The sequence below is a fragment of the Flavimobilis sp. BM9 genome, from assembly GCF_058313055.1.
This window is the reverse complement of record NZ_JBZEMO010000003.1, coordinates 333,978-359,528: the sequence shown is the minus strand read 5'-3', so window position 1 is coordinate 359,528 and position 25,551 is coordinate 333,978. Positions and strand designations below refer to the sequence as shown.

General features: G+C 73.6%; 22 protein-coding genes and 1 tRNA gene. 16 read left to right on the top strand and 7 right to left on the bottom strand.

Features of this window, described 5'->3' with window-relative positions; genetic code table 11:
* Nucleotides 1-24 precede the first annotated feature (24 nt).
* Nucleotides 25-879: an Rv1486c family protein gene (locus tag AC4F3Q_RS07650; RefSeq protein ID WP_491039439.1), complete on the bottom strand. Its 855-nt coding sequence runs from the start codon at nt 877-879 to the stop codon at nt 25-27.
* Nucleotides 880-928: 49 nt separating this feature from the next.
* Between AC4F3Q_RS07650 and AC4F3Q_RS07645 the strand changes: the two genes are divergently transcribed.
* From AC4F3Q_RS07645 to AC4F3Q_RS07625, 5 genes are all read left to right on the top strand, one after another.
* Entirely contained in the window at nt 929-1,714 is a 786-nt protein-coding gene (locus AC4F3Q_RS07645; RefSeq protein WP_491039438.1) for an ABC transporter ATP-binding protein, read from the top strand.
* Nucleotides 1,715-1,847: 133 nt separating this feature from the next.
* Nucleotides 1,848-2,291 (top strand): NfeD family protein, encoded by a 444-nt coding sequence (locus tag AC4F3Q_RS07640; protein WP_491039437.1) that lies wholly within the window; start codon nt 1,848-1,850, stop codon nt 2,289-2,291.
* 44 nt (nt 2,292-2,335) lie between these two features.
* Nucleotides 2,336-3,532: an SPFH domain-containing protein gene (locus AC4F3Q_RS07635; protein WP_491039436.1), complete on the top strand. Its 1,197-nt coding sequence runs from the start codon at nt 2,336-2,338 to the stop codon at nt 3,530-3,532.
* A gap of 115 nt (nt 3,533-3,647) precedes the next feature.
* A complete protein-coding gene (locus AC4F3Q_RS07630) occupies nt 3,648-4,859 on the top strand; it encodes an MFS transporter (RefSeq protein ID WP_491039435.1) in 1,212 nt (403 codons plus the stop codon).
* 39 nt (nt 4,860-4,898) lie between these two features.
* Entirely contained in the window at nt 4,899-5,795 is an 897-nt protein-coding gene (locus tag AC4F3Q_RS07625; protein ID WP_491039434.1) for a TrmH family RNA methyltransferase, read from the top strand.
* 3 nt (nt 5,796-5,798) lie between these two features.
* Here the strand turns inward: AC4F3Q_RS07625 and yczR are convergent, their stop codons facing one another.
* Nucleotides 5,799-7,232 carry a MocR-like transcription factor YczR gene (yczR, locus tag AC4F3Q_RS07620; protein WP_491039433.1) on the bottom strand — a complete coding sequence of 478 codons (1,434 nt, stop codon included), beginning with the start codon at nt 7,230-7,232 and terminating at the stop codon, nt 5,799-5,801.
* A gap of 61 nt (nt 7,233-7,293) precedes the next feature.
* On the opposite strand from yczR, the gene yczE reads away from it, so the two are divergent.
* Together yczE and AC4F3Q_RS07610 are read left to right on the top strand one after the other, a co-directional pair.
* Complete coding sequence (yczE, locus tag AC4F3Q_RS07615; protein ID WP_491039432.1) at nt 7,294-7,983, top strand: membrane protein YczE; 690 nt, start codon at nt 7,294-7,296, stop codon at nt 7,981-7,983.
* A 10-nt stretch (nt 7,984-7,993) separates the two neighbouring features.
* Nucleotides 7,994-9,109: a carboxylate-amine ligase gene (locus AC4F3Q_RS07610; protein WP_491039431.1), complete on the top strand. Its 1,116-nt coding sequence runs from the start codon at nt 7,994-7,996 to the stop codon at nt 9,107-9,109.
* Nucleotides 9,110-9,158: 49 nt separating this feature from the next.
* Here AC4F3Q_RS07610 and AC4F3Q_RS07605 read toward each other — a convergent pair whose 3' ends face one another.
* Nucleotides 9,159-9,746, bottom strand: a complete 588-nt coding sequence (locus AC4F3Q_RS07605) for a GNAT family N-acetyltransferase (protein WP_491039430.1) — start codon at nt 9,744-9,746, stop codon at nt 9,159-9,161.
* A complete protein-coding gene (locus AC4F3Q_RS07600; RefSeq protein ID WP_491039429.1) occupies nt 9,743-10,270 on the bottom strand; it encodes a YbhB/YbcL family Raf kinase inhibitor-like protein in 528 nt (175 codons plus the stop codon). The genes AC4F3Q_RS07605 and AC4F3Q_RS07600 overlap by 4 nt, the downstream gene beginning before the upstream one ends.
* A 131-nt stretch (nt 10,271-10,401) precedes the next feature.
* Between AC4F3Q_RS07600 and imuA' the strand changes: the two genes are divergently transcribed.
* From imuA' to AC4F3Q_RS07575, 5 genes are all read left to right on the top strand, one after another.
* A complete protein-coding gene (imuA', locus tag AC4F3Q_RS07595) occupies nt 10,402-11,220 on the top strand; it encodes a DnaE2-dependent mutagenesis accessory factor ImuA' (RefSeq protein WP_491039428.1) in 819 nt (272 codons plus the stop codon).
* Nucleotides 11,217-12,818 carry a DNA polymerase Y family protein gene (locus AC4F3Q_RS07590; protein WP_168447508.1) on the top strand — a complete coding sequence of 534 codons (1,602 nt, stop codon included), beginning with the start codon at nt 11,217-11,219 and terminating at the stop codon, nt 12,816-12,818. Before imuA' ends, AC4F3Q_RS07590 begins: the two co-directional genes overlap by 4 nt.
* A complete protein-coding gene (locus AC4F3Q_RS07585) occupies nt 12,811-16,227 on the top strand; it encodes an error-prone DNA polymerase (protein ID WP_491039427.1) in 3,417 nt (1,138 codons plus the stop codon). The genes AC4F3Q_RS07590 and AC4F3Q_RS07585 overlap by 8 nt, the downstream gene beginning before the upstream one ends.
* A gap of 202 nt (nt 16,228-16,429) precedes the next feature.
* Nucleotides 16,430-16,837: a spore germination protein GerW family protein gene (locus tag AC4F3Q_RS07580; RefSeq protein ID WP_491039426.1), complete on the top strand. Its 408-nt coding sequence runs from the start codon at nt 16,430-16,432 to the stop codon at nt 16,835-16,837.
* Nucleotides 16,838-16,876: 39 nt separating this feature from the next.
* On the top strand, nt 16,877-18,124 hold the full coding sequence (locus tag AC4F3Q_RS07575; protein ID WP_491039425.1) for an ADP-ribosylglycohydrolase family protein: 1,248 nt from the start codon (nt 16,877-16,879) through the stop codon (nt 18,122-18,124).
* Between the two features lie 87 nt (nt 18,125-18,211).
* On the opposite strand, the gene AC4F3Q_RS07570 is transcribed toward AC4F3Q_RS07575, so the two are convergent.
* A tRNA-Leu gene (locus tag AC4F3Q_RS07570) sits at nt 18,212-18,299 on the bottom strand.
* A 241-nt stretch (nt 18,300-18,540) separates the two neighbouring features.
* On the opposite strand from AC4F3Q_RS07570, the gene AC4F3Q_RS07565 reads away from it, so the two are divergent.
* The 3 genes from AC4F3Q_RS07565 to AC4F3Q_RS07555 are packed head-to-tail and all read left to right on the top strand — an operon-like array spanning nt 18,541 to nt 23,800.
* Nucleotides 18,541-20,292, top strand: coding sequence for a SpoIIE family protein phosphatase (locus AC4F3Q_RS07565; RefSeq protein ID WP_491039424.1), 1,752 nt, complete (start codon nt 18,541-18,543; stop codon nt 20,290-20,292).
* Nucleotides 20,293-20,328: 36 nt separating this feature from the next.
* Nucleotides 20,329-22,413, top strand: a complete 2,085-nt coding sequence (locus tag AC4F3Q_RS07560; RefSeq protein ID WP_491039423.1) for a M3 family metallopeptidase — start codon at nt 20,329-20,331, stop codon at nt 22,411-22,413.
* A 43-nt stretch (nt 22,414-22,456) separates the two neighbouring features.
* On the top strand, nt 22,457-23,800 hold the full coding sequence (locus AC4F3Q_RS07555; RefSeq protein ID WP_491039422.1) for a M20/M25/M40 family metallo-hydrolase: 1,344 nt from the start codon (nt 22,457-22,459) through the stop codon (nt 23,798-23,800).
* 36 nt (nt 23,801-23,836) lie between these two features.
* On the opposite strand, the gene AC4F3Q_RS07550 is transcribed toward AC4F3Q_RS07555, so the two are convergent.
* Nucleotides 23,837-24,073: a DUF5703 family protein gene (locus tag AC4F3Q_RS07550; RefSeq protein ID WP_491039421.1), complete on the bottom strand. Its 237-nt coding sequence runs from the start codon at nt 24,071-24,073 to the stop codon at nt 23,837-23,839.
* Nucleotides 24,074-24,165: 92 nt separating this feature from the next.
* On the opposite strand from AC4F3Q_RS07550, the gene AC4F3Q_RS07545 reads away from it, so the two are divergent.
* Entirely contained in the window at nt 24,166-24,510 is a 345-nt protein-coding gene (locus AC4F3Q_RS07545) for a primosomal protein (protein ID WP_491039420.1), read from the top strand.
* A gap of 1 nt (nt 24,511) precedes the next feature.
* Here AC4F3Q_RS07545 and AC4F3Q_RS07540 read toward each other — a convergent pair whose 3' ends face one another.
* The gene (locus AC4F3Q_RS07540) at nt 24,512-25,474 is read right to left on the bottom strand and encodes an aldo/keto reductase (protein WP_491039419.1); all 963 of its coding nucleotides are present in this window, start codon (nt 25,472-25,474) and stop codon (nt 24,512-24,514) included.
* Nucleotides 25,475-25,551: the final 77 nt, after the last annotated feature.

Sequence of the window (25,551 nt, the reverse complement as noted above, 5' to 3'; positions counted from 1 at the left end):
CGCGCGGCGCACGGCCACGCCGGGTCACAGGTGCGTGACGTCGACGTCGTCGGCCGGGAGGAACGTCGCCGCCGACAGCGCTCGGCGCGCCGCGCGCTCGACCTCGCGCAGCGCCGTCGTGCGCTGGTCCGCCTGCCACAGGTTCGTCGCCCCGCCGTCGTTCTGAGTCGCGAGGGCGACGATCGCGCGGAGGCGAGCCGCCATCGTGAGGACCGTGACGTTGCGCTGCGGCACGTCCTCGGGCAGGTCCCACGCAGGGACGAGCCCCGAGCGCAGGTGGTCGACCTCCCGCGCCGCATCCTCGCGCCAGCTGGCGACGTCGAGGTCGACGAGCGCGCCGGTCGCCTGGATGACCGCGTGCCTCATCGCGTTCTCGGCGTCTGCGAGCGTCCCCACCGCGTCGAAGAACCGGTGCGCCCACGGCCCCGTCTCCGTCACGTGCCACGTCACGCAGTGACCGCGCTCCCAGACCGACCCGAACTCGACGACGTCAGGCACTGCGACGGCGTGGTGCGTGCCGCACGTCAGCAGGACGCACTCGCCCGCCCCGACGGCCCGGTCGGGAACCATCGCGGGCAGGCCGTCCGTGTCGCCCGGGGGCGGCAGGAGCGCGACGGCGGCGCAGCCCTGCGCGATCCACCCCTCGACGGTCCTGCGGAAGGCTGAGCCGTCGGACGCGAGGAAGGCAGCTGGCCCCGACTCGGGCACGTCGTCCCCGGGGACGTAGAGGTCGTGCGGCTCGTCGTCGCCCCGCACGGCCGCAGCGACCCGTTCTGCGTGGTCGGAGGGGGCGCCCGGACCGCCGCGACGGGACGCCGCGGTGAGCCACAGCGCGAGCCGCACCGACCGTGGCAGCGCGACAGATGAGGTCCCGGTCACGTGTCAAACCTACCCCGGTCTGAAGCCTCAGCGGATAGGCTCGGTGACCATGACCGAGGTTCTCGCCCTGCACGACGTCACCGTCCGCCGCTCCACCACCACGATCCTCGACAAGGTCAGCTGGACCGTCCAGGACCAGGACCGATGGGTCGTCCTCGGTCGTAACGGAGCAGGCAAGACGACGCTGCTGTCGATCGCCGCCGGGCGCATGCACCCGACGTCCGGCACCGCGGACCTCCTCGGCGAGAGGCTCGGCCGCACCGACCTCCAGGAGCTGCGCCCGCGCATCGGCCTGTCGAGCGCCGCGCTCGCTGAGCACATCCTCGGTTCCGAGACGGTCCGCGACGTCGTCCTCACCGCGGCGTACGGCATGACGGGGCGGTGGCGCGAGCAGTACGAGGACTTCGACCTCGGCCGCGCCGACGACCTCCTGCGGCTCTTCGGGATGGGGGAGCTCGCCCACCGCACGTTCGGCACGCTGTCCGAGGGCGAGCGCAAGCGCGTCCAGATCGCCCGCGCCCTCATGACCGACCCTGAGCTGCTGCTCCTCGACGAGCCGGCCGCGGGCCTCGACCTGGGCGGCCGGGAAGAGCTCGTCGCCGCGCTCGCGGAGCTTGCGGGGGACCGACGGTCGCCCGTGATGGTGCTCGTCACGCACCACGTCGAGGAGATCCCGCCGAACTTCACGCACGCGCTGCTGCTGCGCGGCGGTCAGGCCTTCATGGCCGGCCCGCTCGCCCAGGTGCTCACGAGCGAGAACCTCTCGGAGGCGTTCGGCCTGCCGCTCGTCGTCGAGTCCCGCGAGGGCCGGTACACCGCCCGCGGCCTGCGCTGACGCACACCCCGCGCGGGCGTGCCACGCCCTCCCCAGCGGTGTCGCCCGAGGCGCCGTTACGGTAAAGTCTCAGTAAAGCACCGCTGTGCAGCCGCCGCGACGTCGCGGCGGTCCTGAGAGGGGGAGGGAGACCATGGACTGGTACTGGTGGCTCATCATCATGTTCGCGCTCGTCGCGATCGAGGCGCTGACGCTCGACCTCGTGCTGTTCATGTTCGCCGGCGGCACGCTCGCGGCGGGCATCGTGTCCGCCGCCGGGCTCGACCTGCCCTGGCAGGTCGTGGCGTTCGCGGTCGTCTCGACCGTCCTCCTCGTCGCGCTGCGCCCGTTCCTCCTGAAGAACCTCCGGGCCCGGGGAGAGCCGCTCGTCGAGACCAACGCGGCTGCCAACGTGGGCCGGGAGGCGGTCGTCGTCCAGGAGGTCACAGGAACCTCGGGTCTCGTCAAGCTCCGGGGCGAGGTCTGGAGCGCGCGCGTCGACGACGACGTCGTCATCCCCGTGGGTGCCGAGGTGCGCGTGAGCCGCATCGACGGTGCGACCGCCGTCGTGGAGCAGCAGCAGTCCGCAGGTGCCTGACCCTCCAACCTCTGCAAGCCCGGAACACCAGGAGCTGAACTTCTATGGGTGAAGACCTCTCATTCGTCTACGTCTTGCTGATCATCGTCGCGATCTTCGTGCTGATCGTCATCGGCAAGAGCGTGCGGATCGTGCCGCAGACGCAGGCGTGGCTCGTCGAGCGTCTCGGTCGCTACAACCGAACGTTCGAGGCAGGCCTGCACCTGCTCATCCCGTTCGTCGACCGCGTGCGCGCTCAGGTCGACCTGCGCGAGCAGGTCGTGTCGTTCCCCCCGCAGCCCGTGATCACGTCCGACAACCTGGTCGTGAGCATCGACACGGTCATCTACTTCCAGGTGACCGACCCCAAGTCGGCCGTCTACGAGATCGCCAACTACATCGTCGGTATCGAGCAGCTGACCGTCACGACGCTGCGCAACGTCATCGGTTCGATGGACCTCGAGCAGACGCTCACGAGCCGCGACCAGATCAACGGCCAGCTCCGCGGAGTCCTCGACGAGGCGACCGGTCGCTGGGGGATCCGCGTGAACCGCGTCGAGCTCAAGGCGATCGACCCGCCCGCGAGCGTCCAGGGCTCCATGGAGCAGCAGATGCGCGCCGAGCGTGACCGTCGTGCGGCGATCCTCCAGGCGGAGGGCATCAAGCAGTCGCAGATCCTCACGGCTGAGGGTGAGAAGCAGGCCGCGATCCTCCGCGCCGAAGGGTCGGCCCAGGCCAAGATCCTCGAGGCCGAGGGTGAGTCCCGCGCGATCCTCCAGGTCTTCGACGCGATCCACGAGGGCGACGCCGACCCGAAGCTGCTCGCATACCAGTACCTCCAGACGCTCCCGCAGATCGCGAACGGGTCGTCGAGCAAGATGTGGCTCGTCCCGACCGAGTTCACCTCTGCCCTCGGCGCTGTCGTCGCCGGGCTGGGCGGCGAGACGCCGAGGGCACCCGCCCCGGCTGCGAGCGAGCCGCGGCGCGCCCGCCCGCGCTTCCAGAGCGCCGGGCTGGTCGATCCGGCCGAGGCGCTCGCCGAGGCTCGCCGCCAGGTCCAGGAGGCCACCGCGGACGCGACGACCGCAGGCCAGCGGTCTGGTCGTCCGTTCGACCCGAGCACGGAGGCCGGGCAGCACCCCGGTGCGCCGGTGCCTCCGCCCGCCGCTCCGCCGGTCCAGCAGGCGCCGCCCGCACCGCCGGCTGCGCCGTACGCACCGCCCGCGACACCCACAGGTGAGCCTCCCGCTCCCCAGCAGTGAGCACCGACGCCACGAGGGCGCGCCGCTACCGTTGCGGCGCGCCCTCGTGGTGTCTGCACGTCGAGTCGTCGCGTCGCACGTACCGAATCGTTTCGATGCCTGTCATCATGGTGCGGTGAGCAGCCCCCAGACCATCGCCGCGCCGTTGCGCCGCGACCGGTACACGATCACCACGTACGGCACCTTCGCCGTCTGGGGGTGGTTCCTGTACTCCTTCAGCCCGTCTGTGCCGCTCCTCGCCGAGGACCTCGGCGTCTCGAAGGCCGCCGGCGGCCTGCACGGCACGGCGATGGCCCTCGGCGCGATCTCCGCCGCGCTCTTCACACCGCGCCTCGTCGCCGCGATCGGCCGGCGCAACGCCATCACGTCCGGGCTCCTCCTCGTCGCCGCCGGAGTCGCCGGGCTCGTCGCAGGCCCGGTGCTCGCCGCGACCCTCGGGAGCATGTTCGTCCTCGCCATCGGCGGCAACGTCGCCGTGTCCGCCTCGCAGGTCGGCATCTCCGACCACCACGGCCCCTCGGCCCCTGCCGCGATCACCGAGGCGAACGGCGTGGGGTCCGGCGTCGGGCTCTTCGCACCCCTCGCCGTCGGACTCGCGGTCGGGGTCGGCTGGGGATGGCGGGCCGCCGTCGTCACGACGGTCGTCCTCGCCGTCGCCGTCGCCTGGGCGACGTCGCGACTGCCCGACAGCGGCCGCCGCCCGACGGCCCCGACGCACGAGAAGGCGGACGCGGCCGAGATGCCCGTCGCGCCCACGCGCGCCCTCGGACCCGGTTCCGTCTGGTTCCTCGTGACCCTCGTCGCCGCGGTCGCCCTCGAGAACGCGACGACCTACTGGTCGACGTCTCTCGTCCTCGAGCGCACCGGCGCCGACGAGAGCATCGCGACCGCGACCACCGCAGGGCTCATCGCCGGCATGACCGCGATGCGCTTCGTCGTCGGCCCCCTCACGCGGCGCTGGCACAGCGCCCACCTCCTCGCCGTGAGCTTCGGGATCTCGGTGGTCGGCTGGGCCGTGCTGTGGACCGCGACGTCCCCGACCGTCGCGCTCGTCGGCCTTGCCGTCGCCGGCTTCGGGTACGGCGCGCAGTACCCGCTCTCGGTCGCGCTCGTGCTCGGCATCGCCCGCGAGGCTGCCGACCGGGCGCAGGCCGTCGCGACGTTCACCGGGGGAGCCGCAGTCGGCCTCGCACCGTTCATCCTCGGGGCCGCCGCCGACGCCGTCGGCATGCACACCGCGTTCCTCGCGGTGCCCGTCCTCGCGGTCCTCGGCGGCGCGGGCGCGATCCTCGGGTGGCGCCGCGCCCACGCCCACGCCCTCCTGTGACCCGACCGCCCCACGCGCACGCTCCTGAGAGAATGTCGTGTGCCCACGAACGTCGCCCCGCCTGACCTGTCCGACCTCAACCTCGTCGAGATCACCGATCCCACGGCGGACGAGCTCACCGACTACGTCAGGCTGACCGACGTCGTGCTGCGGTCCAAGCACGAGCCCGCCAAGGGGCTGTACATCGCCGAGAGCTCGACCGTGATCCGCCGCGCGATCGCCGCGGGGCACCGGCCCCGGTCGTTCTTCATGGAGCACAAGTGGCTCCCCGGGATGGCCGACGTCCTGCGACAGTTCCCCGACGTCCCCGTCCACGTCGCCGACGCAGCCGTGCTCGAGTCCGTCACCGGGTTCCACCTGCACCGCGGTGCCCTCGCAGCGATGCACCGGCCCCTGCTCGCGAGCGTCAGCGACCTGCTCGCGTCCGCGCGCGGCGGGCTCGGTGCGCGCCGCGTCGTCGTGCTCGAGGACATCGTGGACCACACGAACGTCGGCGCCGCGATGCGCGCGTGCGCGGCGATGGGCGTCGACGCGGTGATCATGACGCCGTCGTGCGCCGACCCGCTCTACCGGCGCGCCGTGCGCGTCTCGATGGGCACCGTCTTCCAGGTGCCGTGGACCCGCTTCGACGCGTGGCCGGCAGCGCCGCGCGGCGCGGAGACGGCGGACGGCGTCGACCTGCTGCGAGAGCTCGGGTTCACCGTGGCAGCGCTCGCCCTCGAGGACGACTCCGTCAGCCTCGACGCGCTCGAGTCGGACACCCCGCAGAGGCTCGCGCTCGTGTTCGGTACCGAGGGGGACGGGCTCAAGTCGCGCACGATCGCGGCGTGCGACGTGACCGTCAAGATCCCCATGGCGGGCGGCGTCGACTCGCTCAACGTCGCGTCCGCCGTCGCTGTCGCGACGTGGGCGACGAGGGTCCGCGCCGACGTCTGACGATCAGACCGGGACGCTCGCGTCGCGGAGCTCGGCACCGGGCCGCTCCGGCGCGGACGTGACCGCGTCCCACGCGCGCACGAGGATGTCGACCGCCTCGTCGAGCACCTCCGGCGCGGCGGTGATCGGGATGCGCAGGTGCCGCTCGAACTCGCCCCCGGTGCCGAAGCGCGGCCCGGCCGAGATCGCGAGGCCGCGAGCGCGGGCCGCAAGCGCGAGGCGCGAGCTGTAGGCCTCGCCGAGGCCGACCCACAGGGCGAGACCGCCGTGGACGTGCGGGACGTCCCAGGTGGGGAGCCGCTCCGCGAGCCGGGCGGTCAGGTGGTCGCGCGACGCGCGCAGCTGGGCGCGTCGCGTCTCCGCGACGTCGGCGAGGTACGGCAGAGCGTGCAGGAGGACGAGCTGCTCGAGGATCGGCGTGCCGAGGTCGTGGACGTGGCGTGCGGCGACGAGGCGCGTGATCGTGTCGGTGTCCGCGCGCACCCAGCCGAGCCTGAGCCCGCCCCAGAGCGTCTTGCCGACCGAGCCGATCGTCACGACCTGCGTGCCCGGGGTGGCGTGCCGTGCGAACGGCGTCCATGGTGTGGGGCGGTCGATGTCGAGCTCGGCGGTCGTCTCGTCGACGACGACGATCGTGCCGCTGCGTGCGGCGGCGTGGCAGACGGCGGTCCGCAGGTCGTGCGGCATGATCGCGCCGGTCGGGTTGTGGTGGTCGGGCATGAGGTGGGCCACCGCTGGCCCAGACGCGATCGCGCGCAGCAGTCCGTCGGCGTCCCAGCCTGTCCGCGCGTCGACCGGCACGGCCAGCGGCCGGGCGCCCGCGGCGACGAGAGCGTCGAGCGCGTGCGGGTAGGTGGGCATCTCGATGACGGCGCGGTCGCCAGGGCGTACGTGGGTGCGTGCGACGAGGCCGATCGCGTGCTGGGCGCCGAGCGTCACCATGACCTGCTCGGGCGTGGTCGGCAGGCCGAGCGCGGTGTACCGGTCGGCGAGGGCTGCGCGGAGCGCGGGGAGGCCGACGGGGTCGTAGTCGTGGCGCAGGAGGTGCCGGGGGAGGTCGGCGGCTGCGGCGGTCGCTGCGGCCGCGATCTGCGAGGCGGCGGGCATGGTCGCCTTGGTGAGGTCGAGCGCGGGGGCGTCCGGCCCGGGCGTGCCGGGCCGGGAACCGGGGGCGTGGAGGAGGGAGCCGGACCCGCGGCGGCTGGTGAGGAAGCCGTCGGTGCGCAGGGCGGCGTAGGCCTGGGAGACGGTGGTGCGGCTCACGTCGAGCGCCTGGGCGAGGTCGCGCTCGGACGGCAGGCGGGTGTCAGGCGGGATGCGGCCGTCGATCGAGAGGAGGCGGAGCCGGTCGGCGAGGGCGCGGTAGAGCGGGGCGTCGTCCGGCAGGCCCTGGAGGAGCGGGACGAGGGCGTGGGCGCTCAGGGTGCGGTCGCTCATGGAGCCACCGTACGCGAATTGGCTCCTTGTGGGGAGGCCACTTTCAGGGTGGGATCGACCCATGAAGATCGATCAGGCAGAGATCGCCGCCCCGGCCTCGCGCGAGTCGTCCACGGCGCCCCCCGGCCCGCTGGCTCCGCGCAGCGGTTACCTCGCCCCCCGCCTCGCCCAGCTCGTCGCCGGGCTCACGGCGTTCGGATTCTCGATCGCGATGGTCGTGCACGCAGGTCTCGGGGTCTCCCCGTGGGACGTCCTCTCCCAGGGCCTCGCCCTCGCAACGGGGTGGACCTTCGGGCTCGTCACCTGCGCCGTCGGCGCCGTCGTGCTGCTCACCTGGTGGCCCCTGCGCACCAGGCCGGGGATCGGGACCGTGCTCAACGTCATCATCGTGGGGCTCGCCGCGGACCTCGGTCTCGCCGTCCTCGCGCGGCTGCCCGAGCCGTTGCCGCTCGCAGCCCGCGTCGCGCTCCTGGGCGGCGGCGTCGTGCTGCTGGCTCTCGCGAGCGGCGCCTACCTCGCAGCCCGGCTCGGCCCGGGCCCCCGCGACGGCCTCATGACCGGGCTCCACGACCGGTTCGGCTGGCCGATCGCCGTCGCGCGCGCCGTCGTCGAGCTCTCCGTGCTCGGGCTCGGCTGGGCGCTCGGCGGCGACGTCGGGCTCGGCACGCTCGCGTTCGCGCTGCTCGTGGGGCCGCTGTGCGGCCTGACGATCCCGTGGTTCGCCGGTCGCGCACCGTGGCTGCGCGTGTGAAACTCACCAGATGCGAGACGATCTGCGGACAGTCGGTGTCGAGGAAGAGTTCCTCCTGGTGGGTGACGACGGGACCCCCGTCGCGGTCGCCACGGAGGCGCTCGAGAAGGCGCCCGCCGACGTCGTCACGCCGGCAGGCGACGTGCCCGGCGGAGGCCTCGAGCACGAGTTCATGCAGGAGCAGATCGAGACGGGGACCCGGCCGTGCCGCGACCTCGAGGACCTGGCCCGCGAGGTCCGTGCCGGCCGCGCCCGCGTCCAGCACGCGGCCGCCGCTGTCGGCGCGCACGCCGTCGCCCTCGCGACGAGCCCGGTCGACGTCGCGCCCACGACGGTCTCGAAGCTCCGGTACATGCGCGCCGCGAGCACGTTCGGCCTCACGGCGGCGGAGCAGCTGACCAGCGGTTGCCACGTGCACGTCTCCGTCGCGGACGACGACGAGGGGGTCGCGGTCCTCGACCGGATCGGCCCGTGGCTCTCGCCTCTCCTCGCGCTCAGCGCCAACTCGCCGTTCTGGCAGGGCAAGGCCAGCGGGTACGAGAGCTTCCGGTCGCAGGTGTGGTCGCGCTGGCCCACGGCTGGCCCGTCGCGCGAGTTCGGCAGCGCCCGGGCGTACCGCGACGCCGTCGCCTCGCTCGTCGCGACGGGGACGGTGCTCGACGACGCGATGATCTACTTCGACGCACGCCTCTCCCAGCGCTACCCGACCGTCGAGATCCGCGTCGCGGACGTCTGCCTCGACCCGCGGACGCCAGTGATCCTCGCGGCGCTCTCGCGCGCGCTCGTCGAGACCGCGGCGCGCGCCGCAGCCGCGGGAGAGCCCGCCCCGGGGGTGCCGACCGAGCTGTTGCGCACCGCGTCGTGGCGCGCGGGAAGGTCCGGGCTCACGGGCGACCTGCTCTCGCCGACGGACATGCGTCCACGCCCGGCGCACGACGTCGTCGGGCAGCTCGTCGCGCACGTGCGCGACGCTCTCGTCGACGCAGGCGACCTCGACCTCGTCACCGACCTGCTCGGCGAGCTGTGGTCGACGGGCAACGGCGCGCAGCGGCAGCGCGCGTGGCTCGCCGAGACGGGCGACCACGCCGAGGTCGTCGCCAGGGCGCGCGCCGTCACCCTCGAGTGAGACGGGCCACGGTCGCGTCCGTCAGTGGGTGGACGTCAGCGCGTGGACGTCAGGACACGACCGTGCGGCACATGACGAAGTCGTCGTGCGTCTGGGTGCCGACCACCATGTGCTTCGTGCCCACCACCGCGAAACCGTTCTTCGCGTAGAACCGCTGGGCGCGCTCGTTCTGCTGGTTGACCCCGAGCCACACCGAACGGACGCCGCGGGCCGCCGCCTCCGCGACGACGGCCTCGACGAGAGCCGCCGCCGCCCCCGTCCCGTGCGCGTCCGGGTGCGCGTAGCACTTGCTCAGCAGCACGGTCGGGGTCGCGACCGGGACGTCTGTCGGGGGAGGCGGCTCGGCCCACACGAGCAGCGCGTACGCGATGAGCGGCAGGCGTTCGGCGTCGTGCCGGCCGTCGAAGCCCTGCTCGGCGCCGGGCTCCGCGACGAGGAGCGTCGTCAGCGGGGACAGCAGGTGCTCGGCGAAGTGGTCCGCCGTCAGGTTGTTGCTGCAGAAGTCCTCGACGTCGCGCGGGTCGATCCCGGGCGGGCACGCGAGCGGGAACGTCAGCTGCGCGAGCTCCGCAAGAGCGTCGGCGTCCGCGAGCACCGCGCGCCGGACCCGGGCGACCGGGACCTGCAGGTCGGTCATCGTGCGAACGTCGGGGTGAGCACGGCGCGCGCGATCGTGTGGAACAGCGCCGTGAACGCGACCTTCGTCGGGCTGTCCTCAGGGTCGAGGCCCAACGTGTCCACGTCGAGCGCGTGCACCGCGAACGCGTACCGGTGCGGGCGGTCGCCGGCGGGCGGCGCAGCGCCCTCGTAGCCGAACGTGCCGCCGTCGGCGCGGACGTGGAAGGCGGCGCCCGAGAGCATCAGGTCGCTCTCGCCGTCGCCCTGCTCGAGCGAGGTCGTGGTCGCCGGGAGGTCGACGACGGTCCAGTGCCAGTAGCCCGCAGGGGTCGGGGCGTCCGGGTCGAAGCACGAGACGACGAACGACTGGGTCTGCGCCGGGAAGCCGCTCCACTCGAGGTGGGGCGACGTGTTCCCGCCGTCAGCGGTGTGCAGCAGGGGCAGCGTGCCGCTGTCGACCATGTCCTCGCTCGTCACGGAGAAGGACGGGACGGGCGGCAGCGAGGCGTACGGGTCGGGTGCAACGGGTCGCGTGAGGTCCATGCCCCCATCATGAGCCCTCGTCGGGCCCGGCGAGGTGCGACAGGCCTCGCCGGTTCAGCGGTGTCAGCCGTGCCGCGTATAATCGAACATGTGTTCGACAGTGTGGCGATGGTCCGGGAAGGTGGTGCGCGATGAGCGCGCAGGCGATGGCGGTACCGGACCTCGGGCGCGCGGAGCGGGCGCTCGCGGCGCTGCGCCAGGCAGAGCATCGCACAGGGGCGCGACGCGTCGAGATGCCGGACCGTGCGGCCGCCCTGCTCGGCGTCCGCACGCGTGAGCGTCCCGCGCTGCCCGTCCCGCACGAGCTCTCCGACCTGCTCCCGCACGGGCTGACCCGGGGCAGCGTCACCGAGGTCACCGGCTCGCTCGCGCTCGTCCTCGCGCTGCTCGCCGAGGCGTGCGGCCGCGTCGACGAGCTGGGTGAGGAGCCGTGGGCCGCCGTCGTCGGGCATCCCCGGGTGGGGCTGCTCGCGGCGGCGCACCTCGGCGTCCCCCTCGACAGGCTCGTCCTCGTCCCCGAGCCGGGCGACGGCGCCGCTGCGGCGGTGGCTGCGCTCGTCGACGGCATGGATGTCGTCGTGCTCGGCGACCTCCCGCTCCTCGACGCCGACCGGCGGCGCCTGACGGCGCGCGCTCGTGAGCGCGGCACCGTCCTGCTCAGCACCGCGCCGTGGCGCGGGGCGGGCGCGGTGCTCCGCGCGACCGGGGTCCGGTGGCGTGGGCTCGGTCAGGGGACAGGCCGGCTCGTCGCCCGCGAGCTCACGGTCGAGCGCGCGGACCGTGTCCGTGCACGTATCGACGTCGTGCTGCCGTTCGGGGAGCAGCCCGGCGTGACCCCTCGCGCCACGCCTCGCGACGCTGCGCCGCACGTCCCGGCGACTGCACCGCAGACCTCACCGGCCGCCGTCGCGGTCGCGGTCGCGCAGCCTGCGCTGAGGCTCGTCGGATGAGCACCCGCACCACGGCCGTGTGGGTGCCCGACTGGCCGGTCGTCGCCGCCGCGACCGCGGCGGACGTCCCCGCGCACCTGCCCGTCGCGGTGCAGGACGCCCGCGCGGTCGTCGCGGTGGGTGCTGTCGCCCGGCGCTCAGGCGTCCGCCGCGGAATGCGTCGGCGTCAGGCGCAGGAGGCATGCCCCGGGCTCGTCCTCCTGCCCGTCGACGAGCTGCGGGACGCCCGTTTCTTCGAGCCCGTCGCGGTCGCCGTCGAGCGTGTCGTCGCGGGCCTCGAGGTCGCACGCCCCGGGCTGCTCCTCATGCCCGCGAGCGGGGCGGCCCAGTTCCACGGTTCGGAGGAGGAGCTTGCCGCCGCGATCGTCACGCACGTCGCGGACGCGACCGGGCACGAGTGCCAGGTCGGCGTCGCCGACGGCATCCTCGCGGCGGTCCTCGCCGCACGCGAGAGCCGGGTCGTCCCGGCAGGGGAGAGCCGTGCCTACCTCGCTCCGCGGTCCTTGGGCGACGTCGTGCACGTCGCGATGAGCCGCGACCGCGTCACCCAGGTCCGCGACCTCGTCGACCTGTGGAACAGGCTCGGGCTGCGCCGCGCGAAGGACCTCACCGCGCTCGACCTCGCCGACGTCGCCTCCCGTTTCGGGGAACCCGGCGTGTGGGCGCACCGCCTCCTCGACGGGGACGACCTCCGCCCGCCCGCGCGCCGCAGGCCTGAGGACGACGTCGAGGCGTCGTGCGAGCTCGACCCGCCGGCGCACCGCGTCGACACCGCAGCCTTCGCCGCGCGCCGGCTCGCCGAGCAGCTGTACGCCGACCTGGTCGACCGCTCGGCGTCCTGCACCCGGCTGCGCATCTCCGCCCGGACCGAGGACGGGCGCGAGCACGTGCGGACGTGGCGGACCGACGCCGCCGCGCTCGGCGGCCTCACCGTCGGCCGTCTCACCGACCGCGTCCGCTGGCAGCTCGAGGGCTGGCTCGCCGAGGGGGGACGCACCGAGTCGGCTGACGGCGGACTCGTCCGGCTCGTGCTGACCGCCGAGGACCTCGTCGACGTGGGCACCCAGCAGGGCGGCCTGTGGGGTGGCGCCGAAGGCGCGCACCTGCGGGCAGCCCGAGCGCTCGAGCGCGTCCAAGGGCTCCTCGGCGCGCGGTCGGTGCTGTCCGTGCGTCTCCAGGGCGGACGCGGCCCGCGCGACCAGGTGCACCTGGTGCCCTGGGGCGAGGAGGACCCGGTCCGCCGCGACACCACCGCGCCCTGGCCGGGACGGCTACCGGACCCGCCCCCGAGCGAGGTGCTCCCCGAGAAGGCCCCGGTGCGGCTCCTCGGCCCCGCGCGGGAACCGGTGCTCGTCGACCGCCGGCTCATGATGAGCGCCGCCCCGACCATGCTCGCCCCGCCGCCGGGCGAGGACGGCACGGCGGCCGCCGTGCGCGCCTGGGCAGGCCCCTGGCCGCTCGCGCAGCGCTGGTGGCGCGAGGACGCAGAACGCAGCGTCTACCTGCAGGTCCTCGTCGAGGAGCCCGCCGGGACGAGCCGCGCCCTCCTCCTGTCCAGCTCGCGCGGGAGCTGGTACGTCGAGGCGAGCTATGACTGACCACGTCCCTTACGCCGAGCTGCACGCCCACTCGGCGTTCAGCTTCCTCGACGGCGCGAGCCAGCCCGAGGAGCTCGTCGCCGAGGCGGTCCGGCTCGGCCTCGACGCGCTCGCACTGACCGACCACGACGGGCTGTACGGCGTCGTCCGCTTCGCCGAGGCTGCTCGCCGCGCCGACCTGGCCACCGTGTTCGGTGCCGAGCTGCACCTGCCCACCCCCGAGGACCTCCTGCGCGGCAGCGACGAGCCCGAGGAACCGACCGGGACCCCGGACCCGCGCGCGACCCACCTGCTCGTGCTGGCCCGCGGCCCCCGCGGGTACCGCTCGCTGTCCGCCGCGATCGCCGACGCGCACCTCGCGGGCGGGCGCAAGGGCGTGCCCCGCTTCGACCTCGAGGACCTCGCCGCACGCGCCGACGGCGACTGGCTCGTGCTCACCGGCTGCCGCAAGGGATCGGTGCGCCAGGCGCTGCGCGGCGACGGGTGCCCCCGGCCGGCCCACTCGCCAGCCCGCCTCCCGGGCGGCAGGCGTCGCCCCGTCCCGTGCCCGGTGCACGGCACCGAGCCCTGCACCGCCGCCCGGACCCGGGACGCGCGCCGCGAGCTCGACCGGCTCGTCGACCTCTTCGGCCCGGGCAACGTGGCGGTCGAGATCACCGACGGCGGCGACCCGTACGACGGCGAGCGCAACACGGCCCTCGCAGATCTCGCCGCAGCCGCCGGTCTGCCGCTCGTCGCGACGGGCAACGTCCACCACGCCCGGCCGCAGGACGGCGAGCTCGCCGCAGCCCTCGCCGCGGTCCGGGCCCGCCGGTCGCTCGACGACATGGACGGGTGGCTCCCCGGGGCGGCGACCGCCCACCTCAGGTCAGGTGCCGAGATGCTCGTCCGGCACCGAGCGCACCCCGAGGCGGTCGCCACGGCTGCGCAGCTCGCCGCAGAGTGCGCGTTCGACCTGCACCTCGTCGCCCCCAGCCTGCCGCCGTATCCCGTGCCCGAGGGGCACGACGAAGCGTCCTGGCTGCGCGAGCTGGTGCAGGTCGGTGCACGTGAGCGGTACGGGCCGCCCGAGGACGAGAACGTCGCGGGGGCGTGGGCGCAGATCCACCACGAGCTCGACATCATCGAGACGCTCGGGTTCCCCGGCTACTTCCTCATCGTCTATGACATCGTCGAGTTCTGCCGTCGCCACGGCATCCTCGCGCAGGGCCGCGGGTCGGCCGCGAACTCGGCCGTCTGCTACGCCCTCGGTATCACCGCCGTCGACGCCGTGCGCCACGGCCTGCTCTTCGAGCGCTTCCTCGCACCGGAGCGTGACGGCCCGCCCGACATCGACGTCGACATCGAGTCCGCGCGCCGCGAGGAGGTCATCCAGCACGTCTACGAGAGGTTCGACCGCCGTCACGCCGCCCAGGTCGCCAACGTGATCTCCTACCGCCCCAAGTCCGCGGTGCGCGACGCTGCCCGCGCGCTGGGGTACGACGTCGGCCAGCAGGACGCCTGGAGCAAGGGGATCGAACGATGGGGCTCCCTGCGGGGCACCGAGCCGGACAGCCCGTGGTGGACCGTCTCCCGTGCGGGAGCGGTCGCCGCGCAGCCCGTCGCACAGCCCCGGCTGAGCGAGGACGGCCGCGACGTCGTGCCCGAGCACAGGCCGCCGTCCCTCCAGGAAGAGGGCAAGGTCCCCGAGCCCGTCATCGACCTCGCGGAGAAGATGCTGCGCCTGCCCCGGCACCTCGGCATCCACTCGGGCGGCATGGTCCTGTGCGACCGGCCCGTCGTCGAGGTGTGCCCGGTGGAGTGGGCCCGCATGCCCGGACGGACCGTGCTGCAGTGGGACAAGGACGACTGCGCCGACGCAGGCCTCGTGAAGTTCGACCTCCTCGGGCTCGGCATGCTCACCGCGCTGCGCATCGCGTTCGAGCACGTCCACGAGCACGAGGGTGTCGAGCTCACGCTGCACGGCCTGCCCCCCGAGGACCCAGGCGTGTACGAGCTGCTGTGCGCCGCCGACACGATCGGCGTGTTCCAGGTCGAGTCGCGCGCCCAGATGGCGACCCTGCCGCGCCTGCGGCCGCGCACCTTCTACGACATCGTGATCGAGGTCGCGCTCATCCGCCCCGGACCGATCCAGGGCCAGTCCGTGCACCCGTACATCGAGCGTGCCCGCGGCAGGCAGCCGGTCACCTACCTCCACCCGCGCCTCGAGAAGTCCCTCGCCAAGACGCTCGGCGTCCCGCTCTTCCAGGAGCAGCTCATGCAGATGGCGATCGACGTCGCGGACTTCACCCCCGCCGAGGCCGACCAGCTGCGGCGTGCGATGGGGTCCAAGCGCTCGACCGAGCGCATGGAGGCGCTCCACGCCCGCCTCATCGACGGGATGGCGGCGAACGGCGTCGAGAACGACGTCGCGGAGCAGATCTTCGACAAGCTCAAGGGCTTCGCGGACTTCGGCTTCCCCGAGTCGCACGCCTACTCGTTCGCCTACCTCGTGTACGCGAGCGCGTGGCTCAAGGTGCACCACCCCGCCGCCTTCTACGCGGGCCTGCTCGCTGCGCAGCCCATGGGCTTCTACTCGCCGCAGACGCTCGTCGCCGACGCCCGCCGCCACGGTGTGACGGTCCTGCGGCCCGACGTCCAGCTCTCCGGCGTGCAGCCCGTCCTCGAACCGCTGCCCGGAGGCGACGTTGCAGCCAGGCCGCGCCGCGACCTCGCGGTGCGGCTCGGGCTCGGGGGCATCCGCGGCGTCCGGGACACCGTGGCCGAGCGGATCCTCGCCGCACGTGCCGACGGTCCGTTCGTCAGCCTGCGCGACCTCGCCCGCCGTGTGGACCTGACCGTCGCCCACCTCGAGGCGCTCGCGACCGCAGGAGCCCTCGACTGCTTCACCGGCGCCCGGCGTCCCGCCCTGTGGGCCGCCGCCGCGCTCGCCCAGGAAGGCCCCGACACGCTCCCAGGCGTGAGCGTCGGCGTCGAGGCGCCCACCCTGCCCGGGATGGACGACGTCGAGACGTCCGTCGCGGACGTCTGGGCGACCGGCATCTCGCCCGAGTCCTACCCGACGCAGTTCGTGCGCGACGGCCTCGACGCGGCAGGGGTGCTCACCGTCGCGAAGGCGACCGTCCACGAGGCCGAACGGCGGGTCGCCGTCGCTGGTGTCGTCACCCACCGCCAACGCCCCGGAACCGCACGTGGCGTCACCTTCATCTCGCTCGAGGACGAGACCGGCCTCCTCAACGTGGTGTGCAGCCCCGGGCTGTGGTCACGTTTCCGGCAGGTCGCCCGGACGAGCGCCGCTCTCGTGGTGCGCGGCCGGCTCGAGCGTGCCGACGGCGCGACCAACCTCGTCGCCGAGCACCTCGCGCCGCTCTCCCTCCAGGTACCGACCAGGTCGCGCGACTTCCAGTGAACCGGCGTGCCGAGGCCCGCGTGCGGGGCGACGATGAGAGAGGTCCTGCACGGATCACGGAGCCGGGACGACCGAGGGGTCGTCCCGGCCTCGTGCTGTCCGTCCCCGCTCCTCTCTGCGCAGCGGGGACGGACGCTCGTCGACCTGCGGGCTCGGTTGCGTCAGGATGAAGGGGTCGACATACACCCTGGAGGGCGATCTCGTGAACATCACCGACCATGCGAGCCTCGCGGTCGAGGCCGCGCGCGACGCCCTCACCGTCCGCCGGGCGTTCGGAGAGCCCTACGAGGTGGACGGCGCGACGGTGATCCCGGTCGCGAGGGTGGTCGGCGGTGGGGGCCACGGCTTCGGCACGGGGTCGACACCCGACCTCGTGCGCGCGGCGCAGGTGTCGGACGACGGCGCCACGGCCAGCTCGAGCGTTGCGGAGGCGTCAGGGGGCGGCGGAGGGTTCGGCGTGCGCGTCCGCCCCGTCGGTGCGTACGTCGTCTCGGGTGGCACGGTCACCTGGCGACCCGCGCTCGACCTCAATCGCGTGATCCTCGGCGGTCAGCTGGTCGGTGTCGTCGTCGCGCTCGCGGCGATCAGCGCCCTGCGTCGCAGCCGGTGACGACCATGGGAGCGTCGCAGAAGTGAGCGCGGGAGCGGCGTGCTGAGGGAGCTGCGGCTCGGTCTCGTCTCTCGGCTGAGCCGTGGCCGGCGGCGCGACGAGGCAGCGGACCAGGACGTGCCTGCCACGTCGCAGGACGGCGCCCCGGTGGCCGGGGTCGACGACGGCCTCGTCGACCTCGCGCCGGGCGAGGCTGTCGACGACGACGGCCCGGTCGACCTCGCCCCACCGCCTCCCGTCCCGGCGCTGACGGGCGCGCAGGTGCGCCGCGCGGTGGGCGCGGTCGTCGCGGCGTCGGCCGGTGACGCGCTCGGGGCCGGATACGTCGGGCGGGGCCCTCTCGCGCCGACGGTCCCCGTCGTGATGCTCGCGGTGGCCGGTCAGGACCCGGGGGAGTGGACCGGGGCGACGGAGCTCGCGATCCCCGTGCTCGAGGTGCTCGCGCGCGGCGGTGACCTTCTCGACGCCCGGGAGCAGGACGCCGTCGTCCGGTCGTGGCTCGACGTGCTCCGCCGCGGCCAGCAGCTCGACCCCGCGACGACGGCGGTGCTGCGGCTCGTGTCCGACCAGCTCGACCGGTCGCCGGGGCTGCCTGCCGCGCAGTGCGCGCGCCGCAACGCCCGTCGGCGCCACGAGCGTGAGCGTGGTCCTGTGACGAGCAGCTGCTTGGTGGTGGCCGCCGTCGCGGCGCTCGGCTTCCTCGAGCCCGAGGGTGCGCCGCGTCTCACGCGGGCGGTCAAGGTGCTCGTCACGACTCTCCACGGGGGGCCTGAGGCGCTCGCGCCGGCGCTCCTGTGGGCCCACGCGACACGTGCGGCGATCCTCGACGGCCCGGGGTCGCTCGACGAGGGTCTCGCCTCGGTCCCCGGGCACCTGCGCCGCCGGTGGGAGGACCACGTGGCAGAGGCGGCAGCGGCTGCTCCGACGTTGTTCGAGAATGACGGGCTGGCTGTCGAGGCGGTCCAGGTGGCCTGGGCGGCGCTCGTGTCGACGGCGAACGGCCGGGGTGGCACGCATCTTGAGCGTGCGCTCGTCGCGGCGGTCCAGGCGGGTGGCGACACGGCGACGACGGGCTGGGTCACGGGTGTCATCGCTGGTGCTCACTACGGTGTGACGGCGGTCCCGGGCGCCTGGGTCGACCATCTGCACGGACGGCTCGGGCGGGACGGTGCTGATCTGGCGCGGCTCGCGGAGCGCGCCGTGCTGGCGACCTACGAGCGTGCGGTGTCGCGGCTCGCGGGCGTTGACTCGGATGGCGCGGGGGACGAGGCGGCCGGGCGACCGTGACGTAGGGCACGTGGCGAGGACGTCGGTCCGGCGGAGCAGTCGGCAGAGACGACGAAGGCCCAGGATCCGTGGATCCTGGGCCTTCTGTGGTGTCCGGAGGGGGACTTGAACCCCCACGCCCGATAAAGGGCACTAGCACCTCAAGCTAGCGCGTCTGCCATTCCGCCACCCGGACGAGTGGAACCTTCTGGGCTTTGGCCCGTCTGGCTGCGGGAAGAAACATAGCACGGCTCGAGCCTGAAGTTCACATCGGCGTGATCGCTGCCACGGCGACCGGCCAGGACGGGCTGCGCGCACCGGCGGAGGGACGGCTCTCGGGTCGCGAGGGATGCGCTCTCGGGACACGTCCAGCGATCGACCAGGTCCCGCGGCGAGGCATTGTCGAGGTGCGGCGGTGCATCGTGGAGAATAGGCAAATGATCACCGACCCGCGGAGCCACCGCGAGACGACCGGGCCGGCGGCCCCGAACGGCCTCGCGGACGAGGAGCTCGACCGGATCGCAGCGATCGCTGCGTCCGTGTCCGGCGCTGATGCGGGCGTCGTCGCGCTCGAGAGCCCGACCGGGTACGCGCTGCCCGGCGCGTACGGTCTGCGGGAGTCTCTCGACTTCGCGCGGGAGGTCGCGGACGAGGCGCCCTTGACGGACGCGATCGTGCGGAACGCCGCCCCCCAGGTCGTCAACGACGCGGAGGCCGACGAAGACCTCGCGCGGCGCGGCTGGGCACAGTTCTGGGGCTTCCGGTCGTACGCGGGCGTGCCGGTGCGTGACGTGCACGGCCACGTGGTCGGTGCGCTCAGCATCATGTCGCGCGAGCCGCGGGACTTCGACAACACGACGGTCGCGCGGCTCACGGAGCTCGCGGCGGTCTGCTCCGCGCGCGTCGTCGCCCGGGAGATCCTCGAGCGGCTCAGCACTGCGGAGCGCAGCGCGAGCACGGTCGACCGGATCAACCGCGTGCTCCTGACGTTCAGCGAGGGGCTCGGTGCGACGGCGACGACGCAGGACGTCGCCCGCGTCGTGACCGAGCTCGCGCACGCCCAGCTCGACGTCGCCTACAGCGCCGTGATCGTGCAGGTCGACGGCCGCTTCGACGCTGTCGAGGGCTCGCACCTTCCTGAGGACCTCCCGATGGAGTACTCCGAGCTGCAGGCGTCGGCGGACCATCCCGGGCCGCACTCGGTCGCGGACGGGCAGGCACGCTTCTATCCGACGCGGTCCGACGTCGTCGCGGAGTACCCGCACCTCTCCGGGCACACGTCCGCGTACGTCGACGGGGAGGTCTACCTGCCGTTCCGTGTCGAGCGTGCCGACGACGCGCCTCTCGACGGCTGGCTCTGGCTCGGCTGGTCGGACGAGCACGTCACGACGCCGCAGACGCAGCGGATGAAGCGGGCCGTGACGACCTACGTGGCGCGCGCGCTCGAGCGTGCCGAGCTGCTCGCGGCTCGCGCTGCGGTCGCGTACACGCTCCAGTCGGCGCTCCTGACGAAGCTCCCAGAGGTACCGGGGCTCGAGCTCGCGGCGCGCTACCTCCCTGCGAGCCGCGGGGAGCAGGTGGGTGGTGACTGGTACGACGCGATCCACGTCCACGGCGCGACGACGCTGATCATCGGCGACGTCGTCGGGCACAACATCGCCGCGGCCGCGCAGATGGGCAACCTTCGCTCGATGCTGCGCGGCTTCGTCGCCGACTCCCTCGAGGCGCCATCGCGACTGTTGAGCCGTCTCGACGACGCGAACCTGCGCCTGTCGACGCGCACGATGGCGACGGCCGCCGTCGCGCAGGTCATCCCGCCGTTCGTGGAGGGCGGGCCGGCGCGCGTGGTGTGGTCGAGCGCTGGGCACCTGTCGCCCGTCGTCGTCGACGTCGCGGGCGGCGTCAAGGTGCTGCGGGGACGTTCTGACCTCATGCTCGGCGTCGCACCGGGGGCGAACCGCGCGGACCATGAGCACGTCCTGGAGCACGGCGACACGATGCTCCTGTTCACGGACGGGCTCGTCGAGCGGCGCGGCAGGCCGATGGCGAGCTCGCTGACGCAGCTCGCAGAGATCCTCGCTGACCTGGCGCAAGCACCGCTCGAGCGCCTCGTCGCTGACATGGTCGAGCGGATGGGCGCGGCGAGCGAGCGAGACGACGTCGCGGTCCTGGCGGTGCGGCTCGTCTGAGCGCTTGCCGCACGCGCGCGGTGTCAGACTGTCCCGGTGACAGCGCCGACCCTCGACCCGCACAATCCTCTCGCGAGAGCCTCGGCACTGCCGTACGGCCTGCCGGACTTCGCGAGCATCCGCGTGGAGCACATCGGACCTGCGATCCGCGCCGGTATCGCGCAGGAGGTGGCTGAGGTCGAGGCGATCGCGTCGGACGCGTCGCCCGCGACGGTCGAGAACGTGCTCGACGCGCTCGAGCTCACCGGCGACCTTCTCGACCGGGCCCTGACCGTGATGTCGGCGCTGCTGGACGCAGACCCGACCCCGGAGCTCGAGGACCTTGAGGACGAGCTCACGGCGGAGCTGTCGGCGCACGACGACGCGATGGCCATGCACGCCGGCGTCCGCGCGCGCCTGGTCGAGCTGGCCGAGCGCCTACAGCGCGGGGAGGTCGCTTGCGACGAGCCGGGACGCCGCCTCCTCGACGACCGGCTGCGCGACGTCCGGCGGTCGGGTGCGGACCTGCCGTCGGAGCAGCGTGAGGAGCTGCTGCGCATCAACGTGCGGCTCGCCGAGCTCGAGTCCGCGTTCTCCCGGACGGTGGTCGCGGCGTCGACGGCGGCGGGTGTGCACGTCCGCGACGTCGGGCGACTCGTCGGCCTGACCGAGGACGAAATCGCGTCGGCGCGCGCCGCTGCCGAGGACGCCGACCAGGACGGGTGGCTACTCGCGCTCGGCTCACCGACCCAGCAGGAGGTCCAGGCGAGGCTCGCGGACCGCGGTCTGCGCGAGGAGGTGCACCGCGCCGCCACGACGCGAGGCGCGGCTGGGGAGCACGACTCGCGAGCGCTCGTCGTCGATATCGTGCGTCTGCGCGCGCAGCGGGCAGCGCTGCTCGGGTTCCGCGACCACGCGACGTACGTCACGCAGGTGACGACGGCGGGCACGCCGGACCGTGTCCGCGAGGTGCTCGCGCCGCTCGTCCCCGGCGCGGTCGCGAACGCTGCCGCCGAGCTCGCGGACATGCAGGCCGTCCTCGACGTCGAGCTCGGCGACGCGGCAGGCCCGCTCGAGCCGTGGGACGTGACGTGGGCGGGCGAGCGTCTGCGCCGCGAGCGTCACGCGATCGACGACGCCGCGCTGCGTCCCTACCTCGAGCTCGACCGGGTCCTCGAGCACGGGGTGTTCGCCGCAGCGACGGCGTCGTACGGGATCACGTTCCACGCACGCCCGGACCTGCACGGCTACCACCACGAGGTGCGCGTCTGGGAGGTGCGTGCGCAGGACGGGACCGGCCTCGGGCTCTTCCTGGGCGACTTCCTCGCACGTCCGGCGAAGCAGGGCGGCGCGTGGTCGACCGCGCTCGTCGACCAGTCGCACCTGACGGGGACGCGTCCGGTCGTCCTCAACGTGCTCAGCGTCGCACGGCCAGCGCCGGGGCAGCCGACCTTGATGACGTGGGACGACGTCGTCACGGCGTTCCACGAGACCGGTCACGCGCTGCACGTGCTGCTCTCCGACGTCCGCCGACCTTCGCAGTCAGGCACGGAGGTGCCGCAGGACGTCGTCGAGGTGCCCTCGCAGGTCAACGAGACGTGGGCGTGGGAGCCCGCGCTGCTGCGCAGGTACGCGGTGCACCACGCGACGGGCGAGCCGTTGCCCGACGAGACGATCGAGAGGCTGCGGGGCTCGCAGCGCCACGGTCAGGGCGTCGCGACGACCGAGATGCTCGCCGCGACGTTCCTCGACCTCGCGTGGCACTCGATGACCGAGAGCGAGCTGGCCGGAGCGCTCCCGGACGGGGCGGACGGTGTCGAGCGCTTCGAGCAGGCTGCGCTCGCGGCCGCGGGCCTCGACGTGCCGTGCGTGCCTCCCCGCTACCGTTCGACGTACTTCGCGCACGTGTTCGGGGGTGGCTACGACGCGGCCTACTACGCGTACCTCTGGTCGGAGGTCCTCGCCGCGGACCTCATCGAGTGGTTCCACGAGAGCGGCGGCCTGAGCCGGGAGGCGGGGGAGAGGTTCCGGCGCGAGCTGCTCGCCGTCGGCGGGTCCGTCGACCCGATGGTCGCGTTCGAGCGGCTCCGCGGACGACCAGCCTCGCCCGCGGCGCTGCTGGCACGGCGCGGGCTCGCGTGACACGGACGCTCGGGCGGTGCTCGCTCCCGGTAGCGTGTGACGCATGACCTCCGAGCACGTCGCCCCCGCCGCGCCCCCTGTCCCGCAGGCCGAGGACGAGGTCGTGACGATCTGCCGCGAGCTGCTGCGGATCGACACGTCCAACTACGGGGACGGCTCCGGCCCGGGTGAGCGCACGGCAGCCGAGTACGTCCAGGGCCTGCTCGAGGAGGTCGGGCTCGAGACGACGTTCTTCGAGTCCGCACCGCGCCGTGCGAGCGTCGTCGCGCGCCTCGAGGGGACCGACCCGAGCCTGCCGGCCCTCGTGCTGCACGGCCACACCGACGTCGTGCCGGCGCACGCTCCCGACTGGACGGTCGACCCGTTCTCGGGCGAGGAGATCGACGGCATGCTGTGGGGCCGCGGCGCGGTCGACATGAAGGACATGGACGCGATGATCCTCGCGGTCGTGCGGCAGATGGTGCGCGAGGGGCGCAAGCCCGCGCGCGACGTCGTGCTCGCGTTCTTCGCGGACGAGGAGGCGGGCGGACCGTTCGGCGCCGGCTGGGCGGTCGAGCACCGTCCCGAGTTGTTCGCCGGTGCGACCGAGGCGATCAGCGAGGTCGGCGGGTTCTCGGTCGAGCTCGGCGGACGACGCGCGTACCTGCTGCAGACCGCCGAGAAGGGGCTCGGCTGGCTCCGGCTCGTCGCGGACGGCCGCGCGGGTCACGGTTCTCAGGTCAACCCGGACAACGCCGTCGCGCACCTCGCGAGTGCGGTCTCCCGCATCGCGGCCCACCCGTGGCCGCTCACGCTCACGCCGACGGTCCAGGCGCTCCTGCGCGGCGTCGCGGACCTCACGGGCCTGCGCTACGACGCCGAGGACCCGCGTGCGGTCGACACGCTCGTCGAGGCGCTCGGGTCGGCAGGCCGTTTCGTCGGGGCCACCCTGCGCAACACGGCCACGCCGACCCAGCTCGACGCCGGCTACAAGGCCAACGTGGTGCCGGGCACGGCGACCGGCGTCCTCGACACGCGCTTCCTCCCGGCCGAGCGGGACTCGATGCGTGCCGTCCTCGATGAGCTCGCCGGACCGCACGTGCGCATCGAGACGATCCACGAGGACATCGGTCTGGAGGCGCCTCTCACCGGCGCGCTCGTCGACCGCATGGTCGACGCGGTCCTCGTGGAGGACCCGGGCGCGGTCGTGCTGCCCTACATGCTCTCTGGTGGCACGGACAACAAGTCGCTCGCGCGCCTCGGCATCACGGGTTACGGCTTCGCTCCGCTGCAGCTGCCGCCGGAGCTGGACTTCGCCGGCATGTTCCACGGCGTCGACGAGCGTGTGCCCGTCAGTGCGCTGCGCTTCGGCGTGCGCGTCCTCGACCGGCTCCTCACGCAGGGCTGACGCGCGGTCCCAGGTCCGGCTCTGCCCGTGCGGGCGTCAGTCGAACGCCCTCAGGGTGTTCCGGGCGCGGATGATCCGGCGGCGGAGCATGACGCGGCGTTCCCCGCCGACGTAGAGGCTCGACGTCGCGAGCTCCCAGCGGCCGTACTCGGCCTCTTCCGTGAGCATGCGTGCCGCGTCGTGGCGTGAGACGTCGCGGGCGATCGACACGGTGCGGTACTCGTACTCCCCGTGGCGGGGGACCGGGGTGCGGCGGTCGGAGCGAGCGGTCATGGGCGGTTCCTCCCGGTTGACGGATCGGTCGGACGGCGGCGGGACGACCCGCCGACTGCCATTGTGCACGCGAGAGGGTTACCGTTGCTGCCATGACCGTCGAACCGCGTGCCGCACTGGATCGTCTCGTCGCCGCCTTCGAGGCGCACCTGGGCGCGATCGTCGGCCGACGCGGAGAGGACGACCCCGCGGTCGACGAGGCGTACTACGTCCTCGCGGACGCTTTCGACGTGTATGACGAGGCCATCGCCTCGACGTACGGCGAGGCGCTCCCGTTCTACGTCGCGGAGGACGACGAGGACGACGACGAGGACGACCTGGACGACGACGACATCGACGAGGACGACCTGGACGACGCCGGGAGCGACCTCGACGACGACGAGCTCGAGGGCCTGAGCGAGGACGAGGTCGAGGAGCTCGCGAACCGCGACCGTTGAGTCAGCGCCGCTCGGGATAGCCGGTCGCGGGGGCGCTGACCTCGTCGAGAGCGGCGCTCACCTCAGGGGGCAGCTCGAGGTCGAGGGCGGCGAGCGACGTCCGCAGCTGGCCGGGCGTGCGTGCGCCGACGAGCGCGCTCGAGACGCTGGGGCGCCCGCGCAGCCACGTGAGCGACACCTCGAGGATCGAACGGCCGAGCCCGGCGGCGGCGATCGCCACGGCCTCGACGATCCCGCTCGACTCCTGGTCGAGGTACGGCTGCACGAACCCTGAGAGGTGCGTCGACGCGGCACGGGAGTCTGCCGGGATCGTGCGGCGGTACTTGCCGCTCAGCACGCCGCGGCCGAGCGGCGACCACGCCACGAGGCCGGACCCGAGCGCGAGCGCTGCGGGGACCACCTCACGCTCGACCCCGCGCTCGAGCAGCGAGTACTCCATCTCCACCGCGGCCAGCTCGAGGCCTGCCTGCTCGAGGAGCGTCGCAGCGCGCGCCTGCTGCCACGCGGGATGGTTGGACAGCCCGACGTACCGCGCGCGACCAGAGTCGACGGCGCGCTGCAGCGCGGAGAGGGTCTCGTCGAGCGGGGTGCGCGGGTCGGGGTTCTGGACGAGGAACAGGTCGACGTGATCGGTGCCGAGTCGCTGCAGCGACGCGTCGAGCGAGCCGAGCACGGCTCCGCGGGACGCGTCGAGGACGTTGCCGCGCGACGTCGACCGGACGCCAGCCTTCGTGCAGAGGACGACGTCCTCGCGGCGAACCTCGGCGAGGAGGCTGCCGACGACCTCCTCGCTCGTCCCGTCGGCGTACGACGCCGACGTGTCGATGAGCGTCCCGCCCGCGTCGAGGAAGTCACGGAACTGCTCCGCGGCGTCGATCTCGTCGGTGTCCCGTCCCCATGTCATCGTCCCGAGCCCGAGCTCGGAGACGCGCATCCCGGTCGTGCCCAGCTGCCGCAGCTCCATGCGGGCAGGTTACCGGTCGCGTCCCGTCCGGGCGGTGCAGGCGCGGCGGCGTCGGCACGCGGTCGTCACACGTTCCG